The 21,673-nt window shown below is 65.0% G+C and carries 23 protein-coding genes; all 23 read left to right on the plus strand.

From position 1 onward, the window contains the following. Positions 1-7: 7 nt before the first annotated feature. A complete protein-coding gene (locus ACZK0Z_RS00400) occupies positions 8-667 on the plus strand; it encodes a lysozyme (protein WP_159054930.1) in 660 nt (219 codons plus the stop codon). Beyond that, positions 667-1,173 (plus strand): lysis system i-spanin subunit Rz, encoded by a 507-nt coding sequence (locus ACZK0Z_RS00405; protein ID WP_107378970.1) that lies wholly within the window; start codon positions 667-669, stop codon positions 1,171-1,173. Before ACZK0Z_RS00400 ends, ACZK0Z_RS00405 begins: the two co-directional genes overlap by 1 nt. Then, positions 1,170-1,487 (plus strand): hypothetical protein, encoded by a 318-nt coding sequence (locus tag ACZK0Z_RS00410; protein WP_008265891.1) that lies wholly within the window; start codon positions 1,170-1,172, stop codon positions 1,485-1,487. The genes ACZK0Z_RS00405 and ACZK0Z_RS00410 overlap by 4 nt, the downstream gene beginning before the upstream one ends. Next, the gene (locus ACZK0Z_RS00415; protein ID WP_024957611.1) at positions 1,484-1,807 is read left to right on the plus strand and encodes a hypothetical protein; all 324 of its coding nucleotides are present in this window, start codon (positions 1,484-1,486) and stop codon (positions 1,805-1,807) included. The genes ACZK0Z_RS00410 and ACZK0Z_RS00415 overlap by 4 nt, the downstream gene beginning before the upstream one ends. Before the next feature lie 13 nt (positions 1,808-1,820). Beyond that, positions 1,821-2,369 carry a DUF3486 family protein gene (locus ACZK0Z_RS00420; RefSeq protein WP_158229543.1) on the plus strand — a complete coding sequence of 183 codons (549 nt, stop codon included), beginning with the start codon at positions 1,821-1,823 and terminating at the stop codon, positions 2,367-2,369. Next, the gene (locus tag ACZK0Z_RS00425; protein ID WP_107378969.1) at positions 2,370-4,106 is read left to right on the plus strand and encodes a hypothetical protein; all 1,737 of its coding nucleotides are present in this window, start codon (positions 2,370-2,372) and stop codon (positions 4,104-4,106) included. Beyond that, positions 4,103-5,629 carry a DUF935 domain-containing protein gene (locus ACZK0Z_RS00430; protein ID WP_107378968.1) on the plus strand — a complete coding sequence of 509 codons (1,527 nt, stop codon included), beginning with the start codon at positions 4,103-4,105 and terminating at the stop codon, positions 5,627-5,629. The genes ACZK0Z_RS00425 and ACZK0Z_RS00430 overlap by 4 nt, the downstream gene beginning before the upstream one ends. 3 nt (positions 5,630-5,632) lie before the next feature. Continuing rightward, positions 5,633-6,910 (plus strand): phage head morphogenesis protein, encoded by a 1,278-nt coding sequence (locus ACZK0Z_RS00435; protein WP_099590028.1) that lies wholly within the window; start codon positions 5,633-5,635, stop codon positions 6,908-6,910. Then, positions 6,910-7,479: a phage virion morphogenesis protein gene (locus ACZK0Z_RS00440; protein ID WP_057503380.1), complete on the plus strand. Its 570-nt coding sequence runs from the start codon at positions 6,910-6,912 to the stop codon at positions 7,477-7,479. Before ACZK0Z_RS00435 ends, ACZK0Z_RS00440 begins: the two co-directional genes overlap by 1 nt. 296 nt (positions 7,480-7,775) lie before the next feature. Further along, positions 7,776-8,981 (plus strand): hypothetical protein, encoded by a 1,206-nt coding sequence (locus tag ACZK0Z_RS00445; protein WP_064968337.1) that lies wholly within the window; start codon positions 7,776-7,778, stop codon positions 8,979-8,981. 53 nt (positions 8,982-9,034) lie between these two features. Then, on the plus strand, positions 9,035-9,388 hold the full coding sequence (locus ACZK0Z_RS00450) for a capsid cement protein (RefSeq protein ID WP_057503378.1): 354 nt from the start codon (positions 9,035-9,037) through the stop codon (positions 9,386-9,388). A gap of 56 nt (positions 9,389-9,444) precedes the next feature. Further along, on the plus strand, positions 9,445-10,401 hold the full coding sequence (locus ACZK0Z_RS00455; RefSeq protein ID WP_057503377.1) for a hypothetical protein: 957 nt from the start codon (positions 9,445-9,447) through the stop codon (positions 10,399-10,401). Positions 10,402-10,563: 162 nt separating this feature from the next. Beyond that, positions 10,564-11,058, plus strand: coding sequence for a hypothetical protein (locus ACZK0Z_RS00460; RefSeq protein ID WP_057503376.1), 495 nt, complete (start codon positions 10,564-10,566; stop codon positions 11,056-11,058). A 9-nt stretch (positions 11,059-11,067) separates the two neighbouring features. Further along, positions 11,068-11,601, plus strand: a complete 534-nt coding sequence (locus ACZK0Z_RS00465) for a gp436 family protein (RefSeq protein WP_107378967.1) — start codon at positions 11,068-11,070, stop codon at positions 11,599-11,601. Continuing rightward, complete coding sequence (locus ACZK0Z_RS00470; protein WP_234367979.1) at positions 11,598-12,074, plus strand: phage tail terminator protein; 477 nt, start codon at positions 11,598-11,600, stop codon at positions 12,072-12,074. The genes ACZK0Z_RS00465 and ACZK0Z_RS00470 overlap by 4 nt, the downstream gene beginning before the upstream one ends. Continuing rightward, positions 12,071-12,283: a hypothetical protein gene (locus ACZK0Z_RS00475; protein ID WP_107378966.1), complete on the plus strand. Its 213-nt coding sequence runs from the start codon at positions 12,071-12,073 to the stop codon at positions 12,281-12,283. Before ACZK0Z_RS00470 ends, ACZK0Z_RS00475 begins: the two co-directional genes overlap by 4 nt. Before the next feature lie 3 nt (positions 12,284-12,286). Beyond that, positions 12,287-13,042 (plus strand): phage tail tube protein, encoded by a 756-nt coding sequence (locus ACZK0Z_RS00480; RefSeq protein WP_107378965.1) that lies wholly within the window; start codon positions 12,287-12,289, stop codon positions 13,040-13,042. Continuing rightward, the gene (locus ACZK0Z_RS00485; protein WP_107378964.1) at positions 13,042-13,551 is read left to right on the plus strand and encodes a DUF6631 family protein; all 510 of its coding nucleotides are present in this window, start codon (positions 13,042-13,044) and stop codon (positions 13,549-13,551) included. The genes ACZK0Z_RS00480 and ACZK0Z_RS00485 overlap by 1 nt, the downstream gene beginning before the upstream one ends. 184 nt (positions 13,552-13,735) lie before the next feature. Then, a complete protein-coding gene (locus ACZK0Z_RS00490) occupies positions 13,736-17,200 on the plus strand; it encodes a phage tail length tape measure family protein (protein ID WP_478449355.1) in 3,465 nt (1,154 codons plus the stop codon). Between the two features lie 2 nt (positions 17,201-17,202). Continuing rightward, the gene (locus ACZK0Z_RS00495) at positions 17,203-18,180 is read left to right on the plus strand and encodes a hypothetical protein (protein WP_478449357.1); all 978 of its coding nucleotides are present in this window, start codon (positions 17,203-17,205) and stop codon (positions 18,178-18,180) included. Between the two features lie 3 nt (positions 18,181-18,183). After that, positions 18,184-19,158, plus strand: coding sequence for a hypothetical protein (locus tag ACZK0Z_RS00500; protein WP_478449358.1), 975 nt, complete (start codon positions 18,184-18,186; stop codon positions 19,156-19,158). Next, a complete protein-coding gene (locus ACZK0Z_RS00505) occupies positions 19,158-20,858 on the plus strand; it encodes a hypothetical protein (protein WP_478449359.1) in 1,701 nt (566 codons plus the stop codon). The genes ACZK0Z_RS00500 and ACZK0Z_RS00505 overlap by 1 nt, the downstream gene beginning before the upstream one ends. Then, entirely contained in the window at positions 20,855-21,637 is a 783-nt protein-coding gene (locus ACZK0Z_RS00510; protein WP_478449361.1) for a phage BR0599 family protein, read from the plus strand. Before ACZK0Z_RS00505 ends, ACZK0Z_RS00510 begins: the two co-directional genes overlap by 4 nt. The last annotated feature ends 36 nt before the right edge of the window (positions 21,638-21,673 follow it).

Here is a 21,673-nt window from a genome sequence, read left to right on the forward strand (position 1 = left end):
CGCGCGCGTGAGATTCCTCGAAACCAGTTTCAAAGACGACGATCAGTCAAAGACTGAAACTCTGCCCATCGGTTTGGTGTGCGCATGGCGCACCTGGCCGGCGGGCATCCTCGTCTGCCCGTCGGCCATCTTTCCCTGGAGATGGCGCATGGCAGCAGAGCAACCCGGTAACAAGGCACTGCCCATCGCGGGCGGAATGCTGGCAACCATGCTGGCGTTGCTGCTCGGGTTGGTGCAGCCCTTCGAGGGCTACTCGGCCCAGCCCTATCGTGATGTCGTCGGCAAGCTGACGGTCTGCTACGGCCATACGGCCAAGGTAGAACAGCGCACCTACACCCGCGCCGAATGCGAGCGTCTGCTCCAGTCGGACCTCGGCGTCGCCTGGAACACCGTGCAGAGTTGCATCAAGGTGCCGATGACGGACTACCAGGCGGCCGCCCTGACGTCGTTCGCCTTCAACGTCGGTCCGGGTGGTGCTGGCGTCAAGGACGGCCTGTGCACGCTGCGCAACGGTCAGCAGCCGCGGATCCGTGTCTACGCCAATCAAGGCCGCTGGGACCTCGCATGTGCCCAGCTGAGCAACTGGGCCAATGCCGGCGGCAAGTCCTATAAGGGATTGGAGCGCCGCCGCACCGCTGAGCGCGCGATGTGCGAGGGCCGGTACTGATGGTCCGCACCCTGACCGCAACGGTCGCCCTGCTGCTGGTGCTCCTGCTGGTCGCCATCGCTGCAGCACTTCTCTATCGCGGCAATGCCCTGGACGCGCAGGCCCGTGATGCCACGGCGCAGCAGCGCGTGACCACGCTTCAATCGCAACTGGAAAGCGAGCGCAATGCTCGCGACACCGAGCATACCCAGGCCAGGGAAATGGCCCAGATCGGAGACCAACATGAAGATGATCGGGAGGCGTCCGCGTCCATCCCTGCTGCTGTTGTGGCTGACCTGCGCGCTGGCAATCTCCAGCTGCGCGACGACCTCGCCACCTGTCACACCGCCCGCCTGTCCCAAGCCGTCTCTGGCGCCGTCGAACGTGATGCGAGCGCCCAACTACGTCCAGAGGTTGCAGGCACTGCTCTTCAAATCGTCACCGAAGCTGAAGACCACGTCCGCTCCTGCCAGCGCGTCATCGGCGTCCTCACCGGACAGCGCCTACCCGTCGAGACCAACCCATGATCGTTGAAGTGCAACCGCTCTACCTGGTGTGGTTCGCAGGCATCGGCATCACGCTGCTTGGCGGCCTGATCGCCGGCGGCCGCTGGCTGGTCAACCAGCTGCAACAACGCACTGATCAGCAGCTGGCGATTCTGATCAACGACAGCAAGCGCTGGCGCGAGGTTGAGAGTCACCTCACCGACTTCCGCCTGGAAGTTGCGAAGGATTACGTCCGCCGCGAGGACTATGCCCGCGGACAGAGCGTTATCGAGGCAAAGCTTGATGCAGTGGCTTCGAAGATCACGAACATGCAAAGCAAGGGGAACACGCCGTGAGTCACGGAAATCAAGGCCCGGATTTGGGCAAGCTGCGCAGGGAGCAGCTGCGCTGGCTGATGTTGCTGGTGCTGGATCGCTCACGCCCCTATCCGATCGGTGAAGCCGTCCTGGCCGGCGCGGCCCAGGACATGTACCCGGATGCCACCGCGCTGGAGGTTCGCCGGGAACTGGACTACCTGGACACCCGTCGCCTGATCGACATCACCAAATCCCCGTCGGGGCCGTGGTCGGCGGAGCTGACCCGCCACGGTGTGGACATCGTCGAGTACAGCATCGACTGCGGTCCGGGGATCGCCCGCCCGCCGAAGTACTGGTGACCCCATGCCTCCCGTGAGCAAGATCGACTTGTTGCCGGCCGATGTGCGTGACGAGCTGGATCGGCGCCTGGTTGCCAACGCCTTCGGTGGCAGCATCTCGCTGTCCGAATGGCTGGGCGAGCAGGGCTACGAGATCAGCAAGACCACCGTCAACGAACGCGCCAAGCGGCTCAAGCGCCGCCTGGCTTCGATCAGCGCCAGCACAGAAGCCATGAAACTGGTGGCCGAGCAGGCGCCGGACAATGCCGCCGAGCGCGGCAGCGCGCTGATGGGCCTGTTGCAGACCGACCTGTTCGAAGCACTGCTGCAGTTCCAGGAGGCGGCCGACCAGGACGATGAGAGCATTTCCCCCGCCGATCGCATTGCGCTGTACAGCAAGGCGGCCAAGGCCATTGCCGAGCTGACCCGCTCTTCCATCGTGCGCGAGAAGTGGGCCGGCGAGATCCGCCAGAAGGCGCTCGTCGACGCGGCCAGCCGGGTCGAGGAGGCTGCGCGAGCCAAGGGCCTGGACGCCGAGGGCGTGGAGTTCTGGCGCAACAAGGTGCTGCATGGAGTCGGCTAAGTGAGTGCACTGGGTCCCCTGCCGGATACCGAGCGCGTCCTGGACTGGGATGAGCTGCCTGAGAGCGTGCGCTCGATCTCGGCCAACTTCGATCCGAGCAAGGCCGGTGTGCTGATGGCTCATCAGTCCGAATGGATCCGGATGCAGGAAGGGCTGGATATCGCGGTCTGCGAGAAGGGGCGCCGCACTGGCATCACCTTCGCCCAGGCGCTGAGCGACACCATCACCGCCGCTTCTGCCAAGGACGCCGGCGGCGACAACGTGTGGTACATGGCCGACACCAAGGAAAAGGGTCTGGAGTTCATTGGCTATGTGGCCAAGTTCGCGCCGATCATTGCCCAAGGCCAAGCCTCGCGTATCGAGCAGCACATCTTCCAGGACCAGCAGCCTGACGGCACCAGCCGGCAGATCCAGGCCTTCCGGGTTCGCTTCGCCAGTGGTTTCCGTATCACGGCACTGTCCTCGCGCCCGGAGAACATCCACGGCCTGCAGGGCGTGGTCGACCTGGACGAAGCGGCGCTGCACAAGGACGTGGCCAAGGTGCTCGAATCAGCCACCGCGCTGCTGATCTGGGGTGGCCGGATCCGCGTGTGGTCCACACACCGCGGCAAGAAGAATCCGTTCAACCAGCTGGTGCAGGACGTCCAGGCCGGTCGCTACGGCAAGAAGGCCGGGGTGATCCGCATCAGCTTCGATGATGCCGTGTCCAACGGCCTGTACGAGCGGGTCTGCGCCATGCGTGGCAAGGTGGCCACCGCCGAGGGCAAGAAGGAGTGGTACACCGCCATCCGCTCGGCCTATGGCCCGCGCAAGGCCGCCATGCGCGAGGAGCTGGATGTCATCCCGCGCGACGGAGATGGCTCGGCCATCCCCTCAGTCTGGATCGATCGGGCCATGTCCGAGGTCCGCCCTGTGCTGCGCTTGGTCTTCGATGACGACTTCCCCAAGCGCTCGGAGAAGGAACGCGAGATCTGGTGCTCGGTCTGGATCGCCACCACGCTGCTGCCGGTGCTGCGTGCTGCGGTGGCCGGGTTCACTGGGCGCTGGGCGGTCGGCATGGACTTTGCGCGCCACCGCCACTTCTCGGTCATCAAGCCGGCCAAGGTCAGTCAGGATCTGCGCCGGGATGTGCCGTTCCTGATCGAGATGGCCAACGCGCCCACCCGCCAGCAGGAGCAGATCCTGTGGGCGTTTCTGGACGCGCTGAATGAGGGCTTCCGCGGCCGCTGGTCGTTCGCTGGCGACGCCACCGGGCCGGGCCAGACTCTGATGGAGTACACAGGCGACCGTTACGGCCGTGCCGAGCTCGATGCCGAGACGGGCCGCTACAGCGGTGGCCCAATCCACGAGGTCACCCTGTCGCGCCCCTGGTACAGCGAATGGATGCCCAAGTACATCGCGTTGTTCGAGGACGGATTCATCACCGTGCCCAGGGACGCATCGCTGGAGGATGACCATCGGGCCGTGGAGTACGTTGATGGCATTCCGATGGTGCCGCGCCTGGAGCGCAAGGACCTGCAGGATCCGGAACTGGTGCGCCACGGCGACGGCGCGATCGCAGGCGCCCTGATGCAGTTTGCCGCGCTCAACCACGTCACCTCGGTACCCATCGAGTTCCAGGCGGCCGGCGCTCGCGCCTACATCGGCGACGGCCGAGCCGACGGCGTGGCCACCGTCGTGACCGATGATGCCTTCGGCACGGTCAGCGGCGGCAATGATTTTGGAGGATTCGCATGACCATCGCCCGCCCAGAGATCGGCCGCGAGATTGCCACCACCGCCGATGGCATCGACATCACCCGTGGCTACACCGGGCCGCTGCTGCTGCCCTTTGATAGCGTGCTGCGCAATCGGGGCGGCTATGACCTGCAGATCTACGAGCAGGTGCTGTCCGATCCGGAGGTGAAAACCACCTTCGGATCGCGCCAGGACTCGGTGGTGGCCTGCGAATGGCAGGTGGAGCCCGGTGGCGAGAAGCGCATCGACCGCCAGGCGGCAGAGTATCTGCAGGAGCAGCTGCACGGGATCGGGTGGGACAACGTCACCCGCAAGATGCTGTTTGGCGTGTTCTACGGCTACGGCGTGGCCGAGATCCTGTACAAGGTCGACGGCACCCGCATCGGCCTGGAGGCGATCAAGGTCCGCAATCGCCGACGCTTCCGCTACGGCAAGGAAGGCGACCTGCGCCTGCTCACCCAGACCCAGATGACGGAGGGCGTCCCGGCACTCGCGCCGTACTTCTGGAACTTCTGCTCCGGTGCCGATCACGACGATGAGCCCTACGGCCTGGGGCTGGCGCACTGGCTGTACTGGCCGGTGCTGTTCAAGCGCAACGGGCTCAAGTTCTGGCTGATCTTCCTGGAGAAGTTCGGCATGCCCACCGCAGTGGGCAAGTACGACAGTGAGGCGACCGATCCGGAGAAGTCCAAGCTGCTGCAGGCCACCCGCGCGATCCAGACCGACAGCGGCATCATCATGCCCAAGGGCATGGAGCTGGCGCTGCTGGAGGCCGGGCGCAGTGGCACGGCCGACTACAAGGCCCTGCAGGACTATATGGATGCCACCATCCAGAAGGTGGTGCTGGGCCAGACCGCCAGCACCCAGGGCACACCCGGCAAGCTGGGCAACGACCAGCTGCAGCGGGAAGTGCGCCGCGACATCATCACCTCCGATGCAGACCTGGTGTGTGAGTCCTTCAACAAGGGGCCGGCGCGCTGGCTCACCGAATGGAACTTCCCCGGCGCAGCCATCCCACGGGTCTACCGCGTCACGGAAGAGCCGGAGGATCTGGACGCCACTGCCAGTCGCGACAAGAAGATCCTCGACCTGGGCTACAAGCCCAAGCAGGTCTACATGGACCAGACCTATGGGGACAACTACGAGCCTGTCCAGGCGCTGCCGGAGCCACCTGCGGTACCGACAGCGATCGATGGGCCGCAGTTCGCTGATGCCGGCGGTACGGTGGGTAGCCTGCTGCGCCGGCACTATCCGGCGGCCTTTGCCGACAGCACCCCGAAGGCACCTGATCCTGCCATCGGCCTGGGCCAGCAGCTTGATCGGCGACTGTCGCCCCTCGGTGCTGGTTGGGTGGAGCAGATCCGCCAGCTGGTCGATGAGGTCGATTCGCTGGAGGAACTGCGCGACCGGCTGTTCGAGCTGCATCCGAACATGACCCTGGACGACTACGCCTCGGTGATGGCCGATGCGATGACGGCAGCGACGCTGGCCGGCCGTACCGACGTCCAGGGCGCGGGAGACTGATCAATGGCCGGCGTTGCCTACGCTCAACTGCCGTTCCAGGAGCAGATCGAGTTCTTCCGTCGCAAGAAGAACGTGCTCACCGAGAGCTACCTGGACGTGTGGGAGGCCGAGCACGACACCAGCTTCATGGTGGCCGGTGCCAACCGTGACGCACTGCTGGCCGACTTCCGGCAGTCCATCGACCGTGTCATCGCCGAGGGCCGCACGCTGGAGCAGTTCCGCGAAGACTTCGACCGCATCGTGGCCACGCATGGCTGGGATTACAACGGCGGCCGGAACTGGCGCTCGCGGGTGATCTACGAAACCAACCTGCGTCAGAGCTACAACGCCGGGCGCTGGGCCCAGCTGCAGCAGCTGATCAAGGTACGGCCGTTCTGGCGCTACAACCACAACGATGCCGTCGAACACCCCCGGCCACTGCACGTGTCCTGGAATGGCATGGTGCTACGCCATGATGATCCCTGGTGGCGCTATCACTATCCGGCCAACGGCTGGGGCTGCCAGTGCTACGTCGATGCGCTCAACGAACGCGATCTGCGCCGCTTGGGCAAGGACGGCCCCGACACGGCCCCTGAGGTTGTGATGCAGTCGGTGACGGTCGGGCAGCGCAGTCCCGGTGGACCGCGCACGGTGCTGACGCCGGCAGGCGTCGATCCTGGCTTCGGCTACGCGCCTGGAGCAACGGCGGACCACTGGCCCAGTGGCCGTGGTGGTCCGGTCACACCGCCCTCGCTGACAGGCCAACTGACCTCCGCTCTGCAGAGTGCACTGGAGACGGGCGCGCGGCTGCCAGCGGCGCCCGCTGCCGCCAGTGCCGCCCAGGCCTTGGCGCGGCCGCGTGCCAGGGACGCCCTGCAGGCCGGCTACGCAAGCTGGCTGGCCAGCATTGACGCCGATGCCGCGCACGCTGCTCGCTACCTGGCCGGCGCACTGTCTCCCGGTCTGGTGTCGCAGCTGCAGCGCGCTGCCGTTCGACCAGCGACGGCGGCCTTTGCAGTGTTGGCTGAGCAGCTCCCCATCACTCGGCCTGGCGCGGTCGCCATCGCCGCAGCCGAGCTGCCTATCCGCCTGCTCGATGCGGTGGCCATCCTATTGGACGTGGCCGCAGGCCACCTGCGGTATGTCCTTGCGGTGGGGCGCCCGGCCTTCATGGTGGTCGACGTGGCCATCTCGGAAACGGGCGTCAGCACCATCCAGCCCCAGCTGCAGATGCTGATGCCTTCTGATCTCAAGCGCAGCGTCGCCGATGGCACGCTGCAGCTGCTGCAGGGAGCACTCTGATGGCGCAGCTCGAAGTCACCCTGGATTCGGCAACACCTGCGCTGGCTGATGCGCTGCGCCAGCTGGAGGGCGAAGCACGGCAACTGATCCTGAGAGACTGGGGCGAGTACCTGCTGAGGTCGACACGCGAGCGAGCCAAGAAGGAGCGTGATCCGACCGGACAGCGATGGCGTGCACTGGAGCCAAGCTACAAACGCTGGAAACAGAAGAAGCGCCCCGGCGTCCCGATTCTGAAGTTTGATTTCCACATGCTCGGCGACATGGCATCGTGGCAAACGGATGGGAATGAGGCCGTCTTGGTTGGTACCAATGCGCCCTATGGCGCCATCCATCAGTTCGGCGGCACCATCCGTCACCCGGCGCGCCCGGCCAAGATCTACTTGAAGACTGGCAAAGGCGGTAGCCGGTTCGTCAAAGCCAATCGCAAGAATACGCGCTATAGGCGCTCGATCACGATGCCTGCTTACACGAACACCATCGCTGCTCGCCCTTGGCTTGGCGTCAGTCGCGAGGATGAGAAAGAGCTGCTGGATATCGCTCAAGATCACGTGAGCGGCGCCTTCGATTGATCGTCGCGTGGGAGGCGCTCTGCGCGCCGCTACAGGCGCGCCGCCACACTCGGGCGTCACCCACACCGGCTTGGTGTCTGACACACCTGTGCGGCCGATACTGGCACTTGTTTCCACGCAGGACGATCACCGCACGCGCATCGTGCATCTGCGGTTGAAATTCTCTGCAATGCACCGTCCCAAGACGTGAGACGGTACTGCGGGAAAAAGGAGGGCATGAGCCAGTCCGCTGCCGCCCTCGAAAGTTGGAAACCAGTTTCAAAGACAGCGACCTCTGGCGCGGGAAAACTGGCGGCATGAACCAGCCCGCCGCCACCCTGCAGATCTTCAAAGCCGGCACGCACGTTGCCGAAGACGGCCGCACGCTGACCTTCAGCGAGGCGGATGTGCAGCAGATCGCCGATAGCTACGATCCGGCGCTGCACGAAGCGCCCATTGTGGTGGGCCATCCCAAAACCGACGACCCGGCCTATGGCTGGAGCAAAGTGCTTCAGGCCAAGGACGGCCTCCTGATGGCCGAACCGCACGAGGTAGATCCTGCCTTCGCGGAGCTGGTCAACAACGGCCGCTTCAAGAAGATCAGCGCCTCCATCTTCATGCCCGATTCGCCGGGGAACCCGACGCCGGGCAAGTACTACCTGCGCCACATCGGCTTCCTGGGCGCGCAGCCGCCGGCAGTAAAGGGGCTCAAGTCGGCCTCCTTCGCCGAAGGCGATGACGCTGCGTGCTTTGCCATGTCGCTGGCCCCGCTGGGCTGGACGCTGACGGATCTGTTCCGCCGCTTCCGCGACTGGCTGATCGATACCCAGGGCCTGGAGACGGCTGACCAGGTCATTCCGGACTGGCAGATCCGCGGCATCGAGAGCAGCACACGCGATGACGAAAACTCGCGCACGTCGGCCCTCTTCGCATCGCCATTGCTCACCCAGTTCCCGCGCAGCGCCCTCGATGGACCTGCGCCCGTCCAGGCACCGCCTCCCACTCGTGAACAGGTCAAATCGGAGATCGACCCCATGTCCCAGCAGAACAACGTCGAGCACGCACAGCGCCAGCAGCAGCTCGACCAGCAGGCTTCCACCCTGGACGCTCGCGAGAAGGCCCTCGCCGCCCGTGAACAGGCCGCGCGACGCGAAGACGCAGTGGCGTTCGCCGAAGGCCTGGTGAAGGAAGGCAAGCTGCTGCCGCGCCAGCAGCCGGCCGTGGTGGAACTGCTGTTGGCTCAGCCCAATGGCAAGGATCCGCTGAACTTCGCCGAGGGTGAAACGACGGTGTCCAAGCCGGCCGAATCGGTGCTGCGCGAGCTGCTGACCAGCCTGCCCAAGGCCGTGGACTTCAGTGAGAAGTCTGGTGGTGAAGGTGTGGGGCCAGGCGCGGCCAACTTCGCTGCACCGGCTGGCACCCAGGTCGACCCGGAACGGCTTGCGCTGCACAACAAGGCGCTGGACTACCAGCGTACCCACGCGGGGGTGGACTACCTCACGGCAGTCAAAGCGGTCTCCTGACCTGTATCCAAACGCAGCTTCTCAACTCATTCCTCGCGCTGGAGCGCAGAACCATGACTCAGAAAATCTCGCTGCTCACCCTGGCTGTCATCGCAGCAGTCGCCTTGGAAGCCGAGCGCGTCGTCGGTCGTGACGGACAGTACGCCACCGCCGGCGGCAACGCCTTCGGTGTGACCAACACCAGTGGACTGGTGGGCGACCGGGTGCCCGTTGATGTGGTGGGCACCAGCATCGCCACTGCTGGCGGAGCGTTTGACGACGGTGCCTACCTGCAGGTGGGATCTACTGGAAAACTCATTGCTCGCACTACCGGCGTTGTCGTTGCTCAGGCTCTGCAGCCTGCCGCGGCAGATGGTGACCGCGTCGAAGTGCTCCTGATCCCCAACGCGCCAGCGACCACCGGCTGATCTCAGCCACAACTGCCGCCGCTCATCGTTCTCACCATCTCGCAGAGAGACCTTCCATGTCCCAGCAGACTCTCCGTCAGGCTCGCATCATCGATCCGATCCTGACCACCCATGCACTCGGCTACGTCCGCCCCGGCAACGTTGGCCAGTACCTCTTCCCGCGCGTCGATGTGGCCACCTTTGGTGGTCAGATCCTGACGTTCGGAAAGGAAGGCTTCCGTCGCTACAACACCAAGCGCGCGCCGGGCGAAGCAACCAAGCGCGTCCAGTTCGGCTACCAGGGCAAGCCTTACGCCATCATCCCTGCAGCACTGGAGGCGGTGGTTCCGGATGAAACCGCCAATGAGGCGGCCAACGGCCCAGGCTTGGACGCTTCGCAGGACGCGGTGGATATCGTCCTGGACATCATGGAGCTGGAACACGAGTGTGAGTGCGCTGACGTAGCGCGCAATGCGGCCAACTACGACAACGAACACAAGGTCGCTCTGGTGGGCGTCAATCGTTGGCGCGGCGCCTCTGGTGATCCGACTGCTGATATTGGCGTCGGCAAGGAGGCCATTCGTTCCAGCATCGGTATGCGGCCGAACACGGCGATCCTGTCGGCGGCGGCATTCGAAGCAGCCAAGGCCAATCCGAAGATTCAGGACTACCTCAAGCATCGCGGCTTCAATGCACTGACCACCCAAATCCTGGCGTCGATGTGGGAAATCCCGAACATCTACATTGGTGAGGCGGTGGTGGCTACCGGCCAGGATGATGACCTGGGCGATGTGTGGGGTCAGGACGTGATCCTAGCGTTCGTGGCCCCGCCGAGCGGCGGCAACCGCCGCAACCGCGCGCGACCGAGCTATGGCTACACCTACAGCATGGCGGGCGAGCCGAATGTGCGTCAGGCCTATCGCGAAGAGAACCGCCAGTCCTGGATTCACCCGGTCAACAACAACCGCACTCCGGTGCTCAGCGGCATGGTCGCGGGCTACCTGATCCAGAACGCAGGCGCGCCCGCAGCGTGATGAAGGGAGCCGGCGAAGGATAGTCGGCGTAGTTGCCGCTTTACCCGTACAACCCAGCGAGCGGCAGCACCAGGCGAACGCGGGACCTGGCCGTGCGAAGCACAGCAAAACCATGCGTGACAGCCGGAGAGCACGGCACCACACCTATTCGGAGATCTCGTCATGGCCAAGCCCCGCACTGCGCCGCCCAGCGCACCCAAGCCCGTCCAGGACGGCAAGCCGGCCGATGTGCCGGCCGTCACGGAAGAGAAGGCTGCCGACGCGTCGCCGGCGCAGGGCGGCTGGGTTCCGGAGGAAGGCCGCGGCGAACTTCAGCCCGCCGAGACGGTCGCCTCGGAGGTCGATGGCGCTGCCGTCGACCAACCGCCGGGCGATCAGTCTGTAGCGGACCAGGATGCCGGCGCCGAGGCGGGTACGCCTTCGGGTGACGCCTCTACCTCTTTCGATGCTGTTGCAACGGGCGACCATTCGACGGATCCCGCGTTGTCCAACGGTCTCTGGCTGTCTGCCTGCTTCGAAGTGCTCAGCCCGTTCAAGCACAACGACGTCGTCGTCAAGCCGCCGGCGTGGATCGAGATGACGTGGGAAGAGGCGCAGGCCTACCAGGATGCTGGCGTCCTCGGTGACGAACCGGCCACCCCGGAAGAGCTGGAGTAATCGGCCGCCATGTCCTACTGCACGCTCGCACTGCTGTCGGCGGCCAAGCTCGCTCAGGAGCTGGCGCAGGTGGCCACGCCGGAGCGCTATCCGATCGTGGACGATGCGCTGATGGATGCCACGCTGCTCGGCAGCGATCGCAGCGCCTTCGACCCAGCCGACGTGGCGATCGCCGATGAGGCGGCCGCGCACGTGCAGCGCGCTCTGGACGACGCCGATGGCTTGATCAACGGCTACCTGGTCATGCGCAAGCCCAAGCCCTATCCGGTGCCGTTGCCGGCGCCGGTACCGGGGATTGTGTCCACGTGGGCACGGTGGATTGCGCGCTACCTGCTGCATAAGGACCGGGTCAACACCGAGGAGCGCACCGATCCGGTGGTGCGCGACTACAAGGAAGCACTGCGCTTTCTGGAGCTGGTGCGCGATAGCAAGTTCAGCCTCGGCGCCGATGACCCGCTGCCTGCGCCCAGTGGCGGCGCGCCCGAGGTCTGTGCACCGCCGCGGGAGTTCAGCCACCGCACCCTGCAGGACTACGGCCGGTGAGCACGCAGCCCTTCGACATTGGCCTGGTGCGCGATCGCATCCGCCAGGGCGTCAGCGACAAGGACGTGCGTCAGATCCAGGGTAGCGCCGACTACGCCGCCGTCCAGGCGTTGCGCGACTTCCCTGCGCCGTGCTGCTACGTGTTGCTGGCCCGCGAGATGCCGCTGGAGACCAAGACCGGCGCCTCGATCCTGGGCCAGCAGTCGCGCCTGGCGCAGCTGGTCGAAGTCAACTTCGCGGTGGTGACCGTGTGTCGCAACTACCGCGAACAGCGCGGCGCCCAGGTGATTGATGAGCTCCGGATCCTTCTGGGCAAGGTTCGCCAACCACTGCTGGGCTGGACGCCGCCCATTGCCGGTGGCCGTGCCTGCCAGCTCATCGAGGGCAACCTCGAGGACTACGACGCCGCTACCGCCCTGTGGGTCGACGTATGGAAGACCCAGGCCCTTCTTCAACCTGAGATCCCGCGATGACCACCCAGAAATACACGATCAAGAAGCCGGGCCTGACGCTGTCGCGCAAGCCCATTGCCGCCGGCGAAACAGTCGAGGTTCCCGCCGACCTGGTGCCTTGGGCAGTCGAACGCGGCTTCATCGACGCCCCCGAGGCCGATTCCACCCCCAACACATCGCGCAGGGCCGGTGGCCAGGCGCCTACTGCCAGCGCCCAGGAGGCGAAGTAAGCCATGTCTAAGACCGAATATTTCTCGTTCCAGGGCCGCGTGTATCTGGGCCTGCGCAATGCCGACGGCAGCCGCGCGCCGGCGCGCTGGGTGTATGACGGCAGCGTCCTTGAGCTGGCCATGTCCAGCACCCGTGAAACCAAGAAGGAAAGCTGGTCGGGTGTGCGCGGCGTCGCCGCCACCATGACCACCGAGCGCAACCTGGGTGTGCGGCTGACGCTGGGTCAGATCAACACTGACAATCTGGCGCTGGCCACCGACGGCACGCGTCTGGATCTGGCGTCGGGCTCGGTCGCCAACGAGGCCATCGGCGACGTCAAGCCGGGCGACGTGGTCGCATTGGAGTACGCCGCGATCAGCGCGCTGGTGCTGGAGGGCGGTACGCCGGCAGCTCCGCTGGTGGCCGACACCGACTACACCGTCAACCCGGTCACCGGCATGATCACCTTCCTGACCACCAAGTCCGCTGTGGCCGCTAAGACCTACGAGTACGCCGCCCACAGCGTGGTCAAGGTGTTCGAGAGCAGCAAGTCGGAGTACTACGTGCTGTTCGACGCCGTCAACAGTGTCGACGGTACCACTCAGCGCGTCCGCGCCGACGTGAACCGCATTTCGTTCCCGGCGGCTGAATCCCTGGCGCTGATCAACGATACCTTCGGTGAGATCGTGCTCAATGGCGAGGCCAAGATCGATCCGGTTCGCCAGTCCGATCCGCGCTTCGGTCTGTACGCCCGCGTCATGCTGGTGGACGCCGCCTGATGGCCACCCGAATTGGCAACCAGGACCAACTGCCCTCCGAATCCGGCTCGCCGGATTCGGGGGCAGTGGCCGACGAACTGGACATCCTGGCTGCGCAGCAGCAGGGCCAGGTCGACGGCAAGACCATCATCGTGCGCGAGTACGGCTTCTTCGAAGGAGCCCGCATCCTGCCTCTGGCCGCTCCGCTGCTGGCCGACCTGCAGCCGCTGTTTGAGGGAAGTGAGCCCGCGTCGATGCTGGAGGTGACCGATGTACTGCTATCGCACCCTGACCTGATCCGCCATCTTCTGGCCTGCGCCATCGCCCCTGCGCCGGGGGAGTGCCAGGATGCTGCCGCCGAGGTGCGGGCACAGGAAGGCTGGCTGGAAACGCTCAATGAAACCGACGGCGAGCAGATGCTGCTGCTGTGGTGGCAGGCCAACGGAAATTTTTTGCTGCGCCGGCTGCTGCGCAACGCCGTCGGCAAAAGGGTGAGCCAGTCGGCTATGGACGGGTCTTCACCGACCTGATCTGCGCTGGCTACGGCCGCTGCTTTGCCGACATCGGTCGGATGACGCAGCGCCAGATCCTGCTCGCTTGGGAGCATGTCCAAGCCCAACAGCGGCGAGCACGGCGGGAGCGCATTACCGACACCAACGCTGCCTATGCCGGGGGCGATCCGGCGACCACCTTGCTGAAGGAACTGAAGTAACAATGGCCGCCACCCGCAACCTTGAACTTGCGATGCGCATCGCCCTGGATATCGAGCAGGCCCAGAAAGCCCTGCCGGTACTCCAGCGGGGTCTGGCCTCGGTCAAGGACGCCGGCACTGCTGCCGGCGCAGGTCTGGAGGGTGTCACCAAGGGAGCCGACAAGGCGGCCGGCGCGCTGGATCAAGCCAGCCGCAGTAGCGCGTCTGCAGCTGACCGGGTGCGAACTGCCGGCGCGTCCATGCAGAAGACGGTCGCCGATGAGATCCGCTCGATCTCCGAGCTTGATGCCCGCCTGCAGCAGGGCGCGGCCAGCATGTCTGAACTGGCCGACACCGAAGCCCTGCTCGACCGGGTTATGGCGCGCGGGCTGATCACCGCCGAGGACTACAACAGCGCGCTGAAGACGCTGGACAAGCAGGAAGCATCGCTGAGCCGCACTGAGCAGCAGCGTCAGCGTTCCCTAGAAGGCGTCATGGGCCGATACGACGGTGCGTCGGCCAAGCTGCAGAAACTCGAGCGCGACGAGCGCGAGCTCCAGTCGGCGGTGGATGCTGGCCGCATCAGTCGCGAGCAATACAACCGCGCCCTGGCCGGCATCAATATCCAGCGCAATGCCGTCAACCTGGCCGAGGCCAACAATCGCGGGCGCGGACCCGGCGCTATCTCCGCGGGCCAGTACCAGATGGCGATGCGCCAGCTGCCGGCGCAGATCACCGATATCACCACCAGCATCGTCAGTGGCATGCCGATCTGGATGGTGGCCATCCAGCAGGGCGGCCAGCTGAAGGATTCCTTCGGTGGTGTGGTGCCAGCCGCGCGTGCGCTGGCTGGCGCTATCACCCCCACCGTAGCCGTGGTCGGCGGATTGGCCGTGGCGGTCGGTGGCCTGGCACTGGCCTGGAAGCAAGCGGTCGACGAAGAGATGGCCTTCCAGCGGGCACTGATCGTCACCAACAACTATGCCGCCACCAGCACTGCCAACCTGCAGGCTCGGCGCGATCAGCTCGCCGGTCTCCAGGGCGTCTCCCGAGGCACCGCTGCTGAGGCGCTGACGAAGGTGGCGCAGACCGGCCGCTTTACCGGTGAACAGTTCGAGCTCGTGTCCCGCAGTGCGGCCAAGATGCAGGCCTCCGCCGGCCAGGCCATCGATACCACCGTCGCCAAGTTCCTCACCCTGAAGAAGGATCCTGTCGAAGGCCTGTTGGCGCTGACCGAGTCGGAGAACTTCCTGACCGAGGCCCAGCTGGCGCGGGTGCGCGCCCTGGTGAAGGAGGGCAACCAGCAGGAAGCTGTGGCGGAGGCGATCAGGATCTACGCCGACCGCCTGGACGACGTTGCTGCGCAGAGCAATGAAACGATGCCCGCGCTCGCCCGTGGTTGGCAGGAGGTCAAGAAAGATGTCAGCGGTGCATGGGGCGCGCTCGGCGACTTCACCAACGCAGTTGTGCAGCTGGCCGGCGAATGGGGTGTGCTGGCCAAACTGCCACGATTGTCCGATCTGCTCGGGTTGGGCGTGGTCGGCAGCACGCTGACCAAGAACTTCGGGCTTCCCTCCTTTGCCGACCTGACCGGAAAGATGGCAGCGCGCATCCGGGCGGCCTCTGGAACCAACGCGCCTGTGAAGGTGCAGATGGCTGGCATCGACGCCCCCCTCACGCCGGAGGAAGAAAAGGCCAGGCAGGAGTTCGAGCGGCTTCGCATCAGCAATCTGAGCAAGGTGAAGAAGCTCGAAGAGGAGATCGCCAATATCCGGGCACTGGGCAAGGCCGGCCGCATGGATGAAAAGTCGATCAAGTCCCTGGAGGCAGAGGCCCGCGCACGCTATGCGGAGAGCCTTCCCAAGAAACCCAAGGGTCCCAAGTCAGAAGCCCAGAAGGATGAGGCAGCGGCGCAGCGCGAACTGGAGCGCCTGAAGCAAGAGATCGAGTTGGTCGGCACGCTGGATGAAAGCCGCAAGAAGGCCACCAAGACGGCAGAGATCGAGGCTGCGATCAAGGAAGGGAACTTCCAGAACGCATCGGCAAAGACCAAGCAGGAATTGCTGGACACCGCCAAGAAGCTGGACTCTGATCGCCTTCGCGTAGAGGCGGCAAAGAAGCTGCTGGAGGTGCAGGATCAGATCGCCAACCTTGAAGGGCGCGGCCCCGATGCGCAGCAGGCAAAGAGCTTGCGCGAGCTCGAAGTCACACGCCGGCAGATGGTCGAGGCTGGCAACCAAGCGGGCGTGGAGCAGGTCGACCGTGCCAAGGAGCTGGTGCGGCTGACGGCGGACCTGCAGAAAATGCAGGAAACCTACAACCGCGCGATGGGCGAGATGGGCTTGGCCCAACAGCGCATCCAGGTTGAACTGCAGGCGGGACTGATCACCGAGGCGCAGGCACGCCAGAAGCTGGTGGATCTGTCCCGGCAGCAACTGACCGCCCTGGGCGATCTGCCCGATCGCATGCGTGCTACCGCTGAGGCGCTTAAGAACCCCGAGGCGCTGCAGGCGGCCGAGCAGATGGCTGTCAAGCTCAAGGAGATGGCCGCCACCACCAACCTGCTGCAGCAGAACGTGCGCACCACGTTCCAGAGCGCATTCCGTGACGCTCTGATGTCGCTGGCCAATGGCAATGCCACCCTGGGCGAGATCGTGCGCAGCTTCTTCCAGTCCATCGCCAGCGGCCTGGCTGGGTACGTGGCCGATGAGCTCTCGGCCAAGCTGGCGTCGACGCTGACGGGCAAGCTGTTCAACAAGGGCGCCGAGGTCGGTACCGAGGTTGCCGCGGCGACCGCAACGCAGGCGTCGGCGGCGGCCTTGTCCTCTGCCGGTGGCGTGGTGACCGCCGGCGCAAGTGCCGTGACGGGTAGCGCGTCGGCGCTGGCCGGCGCGGGTGGCGGACTTGTAACCGGTGCGGGAGCCCTGGTCGCTGCGGCGGTCCAGCTCAAGCAAGCTGCCGCAGCACTGGCCGCTGCCAACAATGCCAACGGTGTTGTCGACATCATTGGTGGGCTCGCTGGCGCCGCCAGCAAGACGGGTACGGTCAGCGTTGGGACACCGGTTCCGATCAAGAAGGCCCAGGGCGGCCCTGTCAGTGGTCCTGGTACCAGCACCAGCGACAGCATCGCGGCCTGGCTGTCCGATGGCGAGTTCGTGGCCCGTGCCAAGGTGGTCCGACAGCCTGGTGCGCTGGCGTTCCTGCACGCCTTCAATGCCATTGGCATGGATGCCGTCCGGCGCTGGGGCGCGTATGCCTTTGCCGACGGCGGCCTGGTCAGCCAGATGCCCTCGCTGCAGCGCTCGCCGGTGTTCAACACCGTGGCCGCAGCGCCGACAGGCTCGCCTACTCAGCTGGGTCTGCGCCTGATCAATCAGGTATCCCCGACCCTGTTCGAGGACTACATCGACGATCCAGGCAGCGACAGAACCATCATCAACAAGATCAACCGCAACTCTGCGGCGATCCGCCAAGTATTGGGACTCTGAACATGGCCTGGGCAACCGACACAGCAGCCAACATCACCGACCTCATGGCCCGCCTGCGGGACTTCCTGACCACCAACGCGGCCCTGGTGGCAGCGAACCAGCAGTGGCAGGTGGTGGGCGGCGTGGCCAGCGGTCCGATCGCGGCCAACGATTTCGTGTCACTGAAGGGGCGCGGGCTCTCCGGAGAGGATGAGATCTACGTATCGCTGCAGGCGTGGGTAGTGCCGGCCAGCAACTACTACAACATGCGCATGCGCGGCCACACGGCGTACAACCCAGATCTGCCAGGCATCCTCACGCAGCCCGGTGCTAACTCCAACTACGTGTCGATCCTCGGCGTCAATTCACCCATCAAATACTGGTTTATTGCCAACGGCCGCTGCTTCAAGGTGATCACCCGCATCAACGGGCGCTATGACGCTCTGTATGCAGGTTTCATCCTGCCCGAGCACCTGCCGGGCGACTGGAGCTACCCGCTTTTCATCGGCGGCTCGTTCCTGGGCAGCAACGGTGTAGCGTCGCTGGATACCTACGGCCACTCCAATTTCTGGAATGCGATCGCGGACGGGCAGAGCAACGACGCGTTGAGTCAAGGCTACCTCTTCACGCCGATGCAGGCGTGGCTGCCAGTTCGTAATGGGTACAACACCACGAACGTGGCCACGGGCCGTATCACCATGCCCTGGAACCCATATGTGGGTAATCAGAATGTCCGCAGTTGCCTAGATGGTCAGCGCTGGCTACAGCGCGGTCAGCTTATGGCGGTCGGCTGGACCTCGGGCAGCGTTGATCGCGGGTCGCGCGTCAGCGAGGTTCCAGAGGGCGGACAGTTCTACGGCAGCTTTGACGGCGTCTTCTACACGCCGGCCTTTGGTGCCACGGCTGAACAGATCGCCACGGTGAACAGCGTGGACCACCTGCTAGTGCCCAATGTCTATCGAACAGGCGATGGGCAGTACGCCGCCTTTGCTCTGGAGTAAGAGATGGCCTACGCCGAATTCACCAACGTCCCCAACGTACAGACTCTGATCGACCTGGTGGTCCAGTTCGCGCAGGCAAACGGCTGGACCGTCGAGCGCAACAATCTGGTCGGTGCCAATCGCACAGCCACGCTCCGTATTCCTGGCGTCTCTGACTACGTCCATCTTTTCAATACCGACCAGCTGAGCCTGATATCTCGCATCTCGATTGGCTATGACGGGAACGCAACACCGTCGGTACAGCCGCTCGTGTCCCCGCGCGACATCTTGACGTACGAGCTGGCTGGGCCATTCCCACGTTTGAAGCTATTCGCCAACGGCAACGCGATCCACGTCGCCATCGCACAGGCCGTTGCCGGCGAGTACCGCCATCACACCTTCGGCGTTCTTGAGAAGGCCGGCGCGTACACGGGCGGCACGTACGTCGACGGAACCTACTGGGCGCGCACGGGAAGCTATAGCGGGATGCTGACAACGAGTGGCAGCAACGTTGTTCCGTTCGGCCACAACACCAGCACCACGGGGTGTGGGCACGTGCGTGCAGACTCGGCTGAGGATGGTCGCGCCAACAGCTACAGCAGGATCTGCAACTACTACAACAGCACGCTGGGTGCCGAGGGTCAGGCAGGATCCGGTGTGGGATCTATCTACCAGTCGACCACTTCCTCCATCTACGACAGCATGTGGTTGGGCTACGCCCTGGGAGGTTGCGACGAGAACACTTTCTCTGGCCGCAGCGTGCTTCATCCGATCCAGTTGAGCATTCGCCGCCCCGGTACCGGTGTGTACCTATCACCGATCGGGCGAGTGTCTGGACTTCGTGCCTGCTACCTGGAAAAGCTCGAGCCCGAGCAGGAGATCACCATCGGCGAAGACACGTGGATGGTATTTCCGTGGCTGCGCAAGCTGGCCATGAGCAGCGTCACCAACGCGCCGCCGGCCAGTGGCAACTATGGCTGGGCCGTGAAGAAGTCCTGATGGCCATCATTCTCACCACGCAGAGCAGCACAGGGCCCAACTGGCGCAGTGGCAATCTGGCGATACCGCGCACCCGCATTCCTCTCCAGTTTCGCGGCGCAGCTGCACGGCTGGGTTTCTACACCGGGTCGACCAAAGAATCGACCATCGAGGAACCCGAACAGCGATCCAGCGGCCCTCAGCAGCGCACATCGTTCGACGACTGGTACTACCGGATCCATGTTCTGCCGCTGCGGATTGACCTGGGCAACCTGGTCACCAACCAGGTGCGCTACGTCCAGGTCTGGAACTCATACCTCCAGCAGCAGACCCTGGCCTCGGTGACCCTTGAGAACGGCGAAGGCGTCGAGCTGGTAGGTCCTGGCGCCCCGCCGTCGGCATTCTCGGCTCTGCAGCTGCGCCGTTGGCAGCTGTCGGTCACGACCGAAGGCCCGCCGGTAATCGCGGCGTCGCTGTCCTACGACTTCGTGGCCCTGGGGCGCCGCACCGTCACGATTACCGGCAATCGCATGTCGGCGTGGATGCTGCCGCCGGATTGGGAGCGGCCTGTCACCGAAACGCTGGCCTGGGCGACCGACGTCCAGCAGTCGATCGGCGGCGGCGAAGCCCGATTCCCATTGCGTGGCTCGCCGAGGCGCTCTTGGGAGTTCAGCGTGCTGGCCGACCGGCGCGAGCGCCAGGTGCTTGAACACGCACTGTTCGACTGGTCGGCGCGTACCTGGGCGCTGCCGGTCTGGAACGACGTGTCGTGGCTGAGTGCGCGCCTGGCGCTGGGGGTGCAGTCCATCCCGGTACAGGCCGCCACGCAGCGCGACTACCGCCCCGGCGGCCTGGCCATGCTTTGGAAGGACGTCACCACCTACGAGCTGGTGGAAGTGGCCGACATTGCTGCCGACAGTCTGCAGCTGGCCCGCCCCACGGCCAACGCCTGGGCACCTGGCACATGGGTGCTGCCCTGCAGGACAGCTCGTATTGCCGAGACCCCCAGCCTGGAACGCGTGACCGACCAGGTCATGCGCTCGACCGTGCGCCTGGCGGCGGTGGAGACCTGCGACTGGCCAGCAGCGGCGCCGGCGGCGGTCTATCGCGGTCGACCTGTGCTGGAGCAGCGCCCCGACCTCGACCAGGCGCAGACGGCCGAGTTCGGCCGGCAGCTGGTGGTGATCGATGGCGATATCGGCCCTGTTGCCGTCGATGACATCACCGGCAAGGCATGGCCACTGCAGTCACACGCCTGGCAGACCTGGGGACGCACGGAGCAGGCCAACCTGCGCAGCTTGCTGTACTGGTTGCAAGGCCGGGCGGCCGCTCTGTGGGTGCCGTCTTGGGCCGACGACCTGGAGCTGGTCGAGCCAGCCCTGACCACCTCCAGCGGCATCGTGATCGCCTGGGCGGGTGTGGCTCGCTTCGGGCGTGCTCAGTCCGGCCGGCGCCACCTGCGCATCGAGTTGTTCAGTGGCCAGGTGCTGTACCGGCAGCTGCTTGAGGCCACAGAGCTGGATCCACAGCGGGAGTTCCTGCAGCTGGACGTGCCGCACGGCATCGCCCTGCAGCCGAGTGCCATCCGCTTGATCAGCTGGATGGTGCTGGCCCGCCTCAGTTCCGACACCGTGGAGCTGTCCCATGAAACCGATGGTGAGGGCGTCGCGCGTTGCCGCGTGTCCTTCGCCGGCATTGGCGCTGAGGAGAGCGAACCATGAGTCTTTTTTCCCGCGACGTGGAGCTGTATGAGTTTGGCCGGGGTTCCCAGCGCTGGCGCTATACCTCCAGCGATCGCGCCGAAACCTACGACTCACAGGTGTTCACTGCCGTGGCGCTCAAGCGCGGGCGCTTGGGACAGTCGGCGCAGGAAGCCAGGTCGAACCTGGAAGTGACGGTGCCGCTGTCGCTCCCGCTGGCATTGGTGCTTCGACCGTTCCCCCCGACCGAGCGCATCACGGTTCGCTGGCGCAGGGTGCGCAAGAGCGATGGCGCCCTTCGTGGTACCTGGAATGGGGTGCTGAGCGACTTCACCGAACGGCAGAACGACCTGGTCCTGACCTGCCAGAGCAACATCGGCGCCGCCGCGACCAACGGCTTGCGACGCTGCTGGCAGGGACAGTGTCCCTTCGCGTTGTTCGACGCCGACTGCGGTCTGAATCAAGAGCTATTCCGCGTCGATGGTCTGCTCTCGGCCGCCACGTCTCAATCCGTGTCGTCGAGTGCCTTTGCGGCCAAGCCCGATGGCTGGTTCGTGGGCGGCTTCATCAAGTGGGTCCAGGGCTCGGCCACGGAGTACCGCTTCGTGGTTGCCCATGTCGGCCCGACCCTCACGTTGCTCACTGCGTCGCCGCTGGCTGCTGGGGCGCTGGTCTCGGCATACCCCGGTTGTGGCCACGCTCTGCAGGTCTGCCACGAGAAGTTCAACAACGCACCCAACTTCGGCGGTCAGCACACCATGCCAAAGAAGAATCCGTTCGGGCCAGATCCAATTTTCTGAGGGAATAGCACATGTGGTTTCAGATAGCCGCGTTGG

The organism is Stenotrophomonas sp. 116085_Sma, from assembly GCF_056479585.1.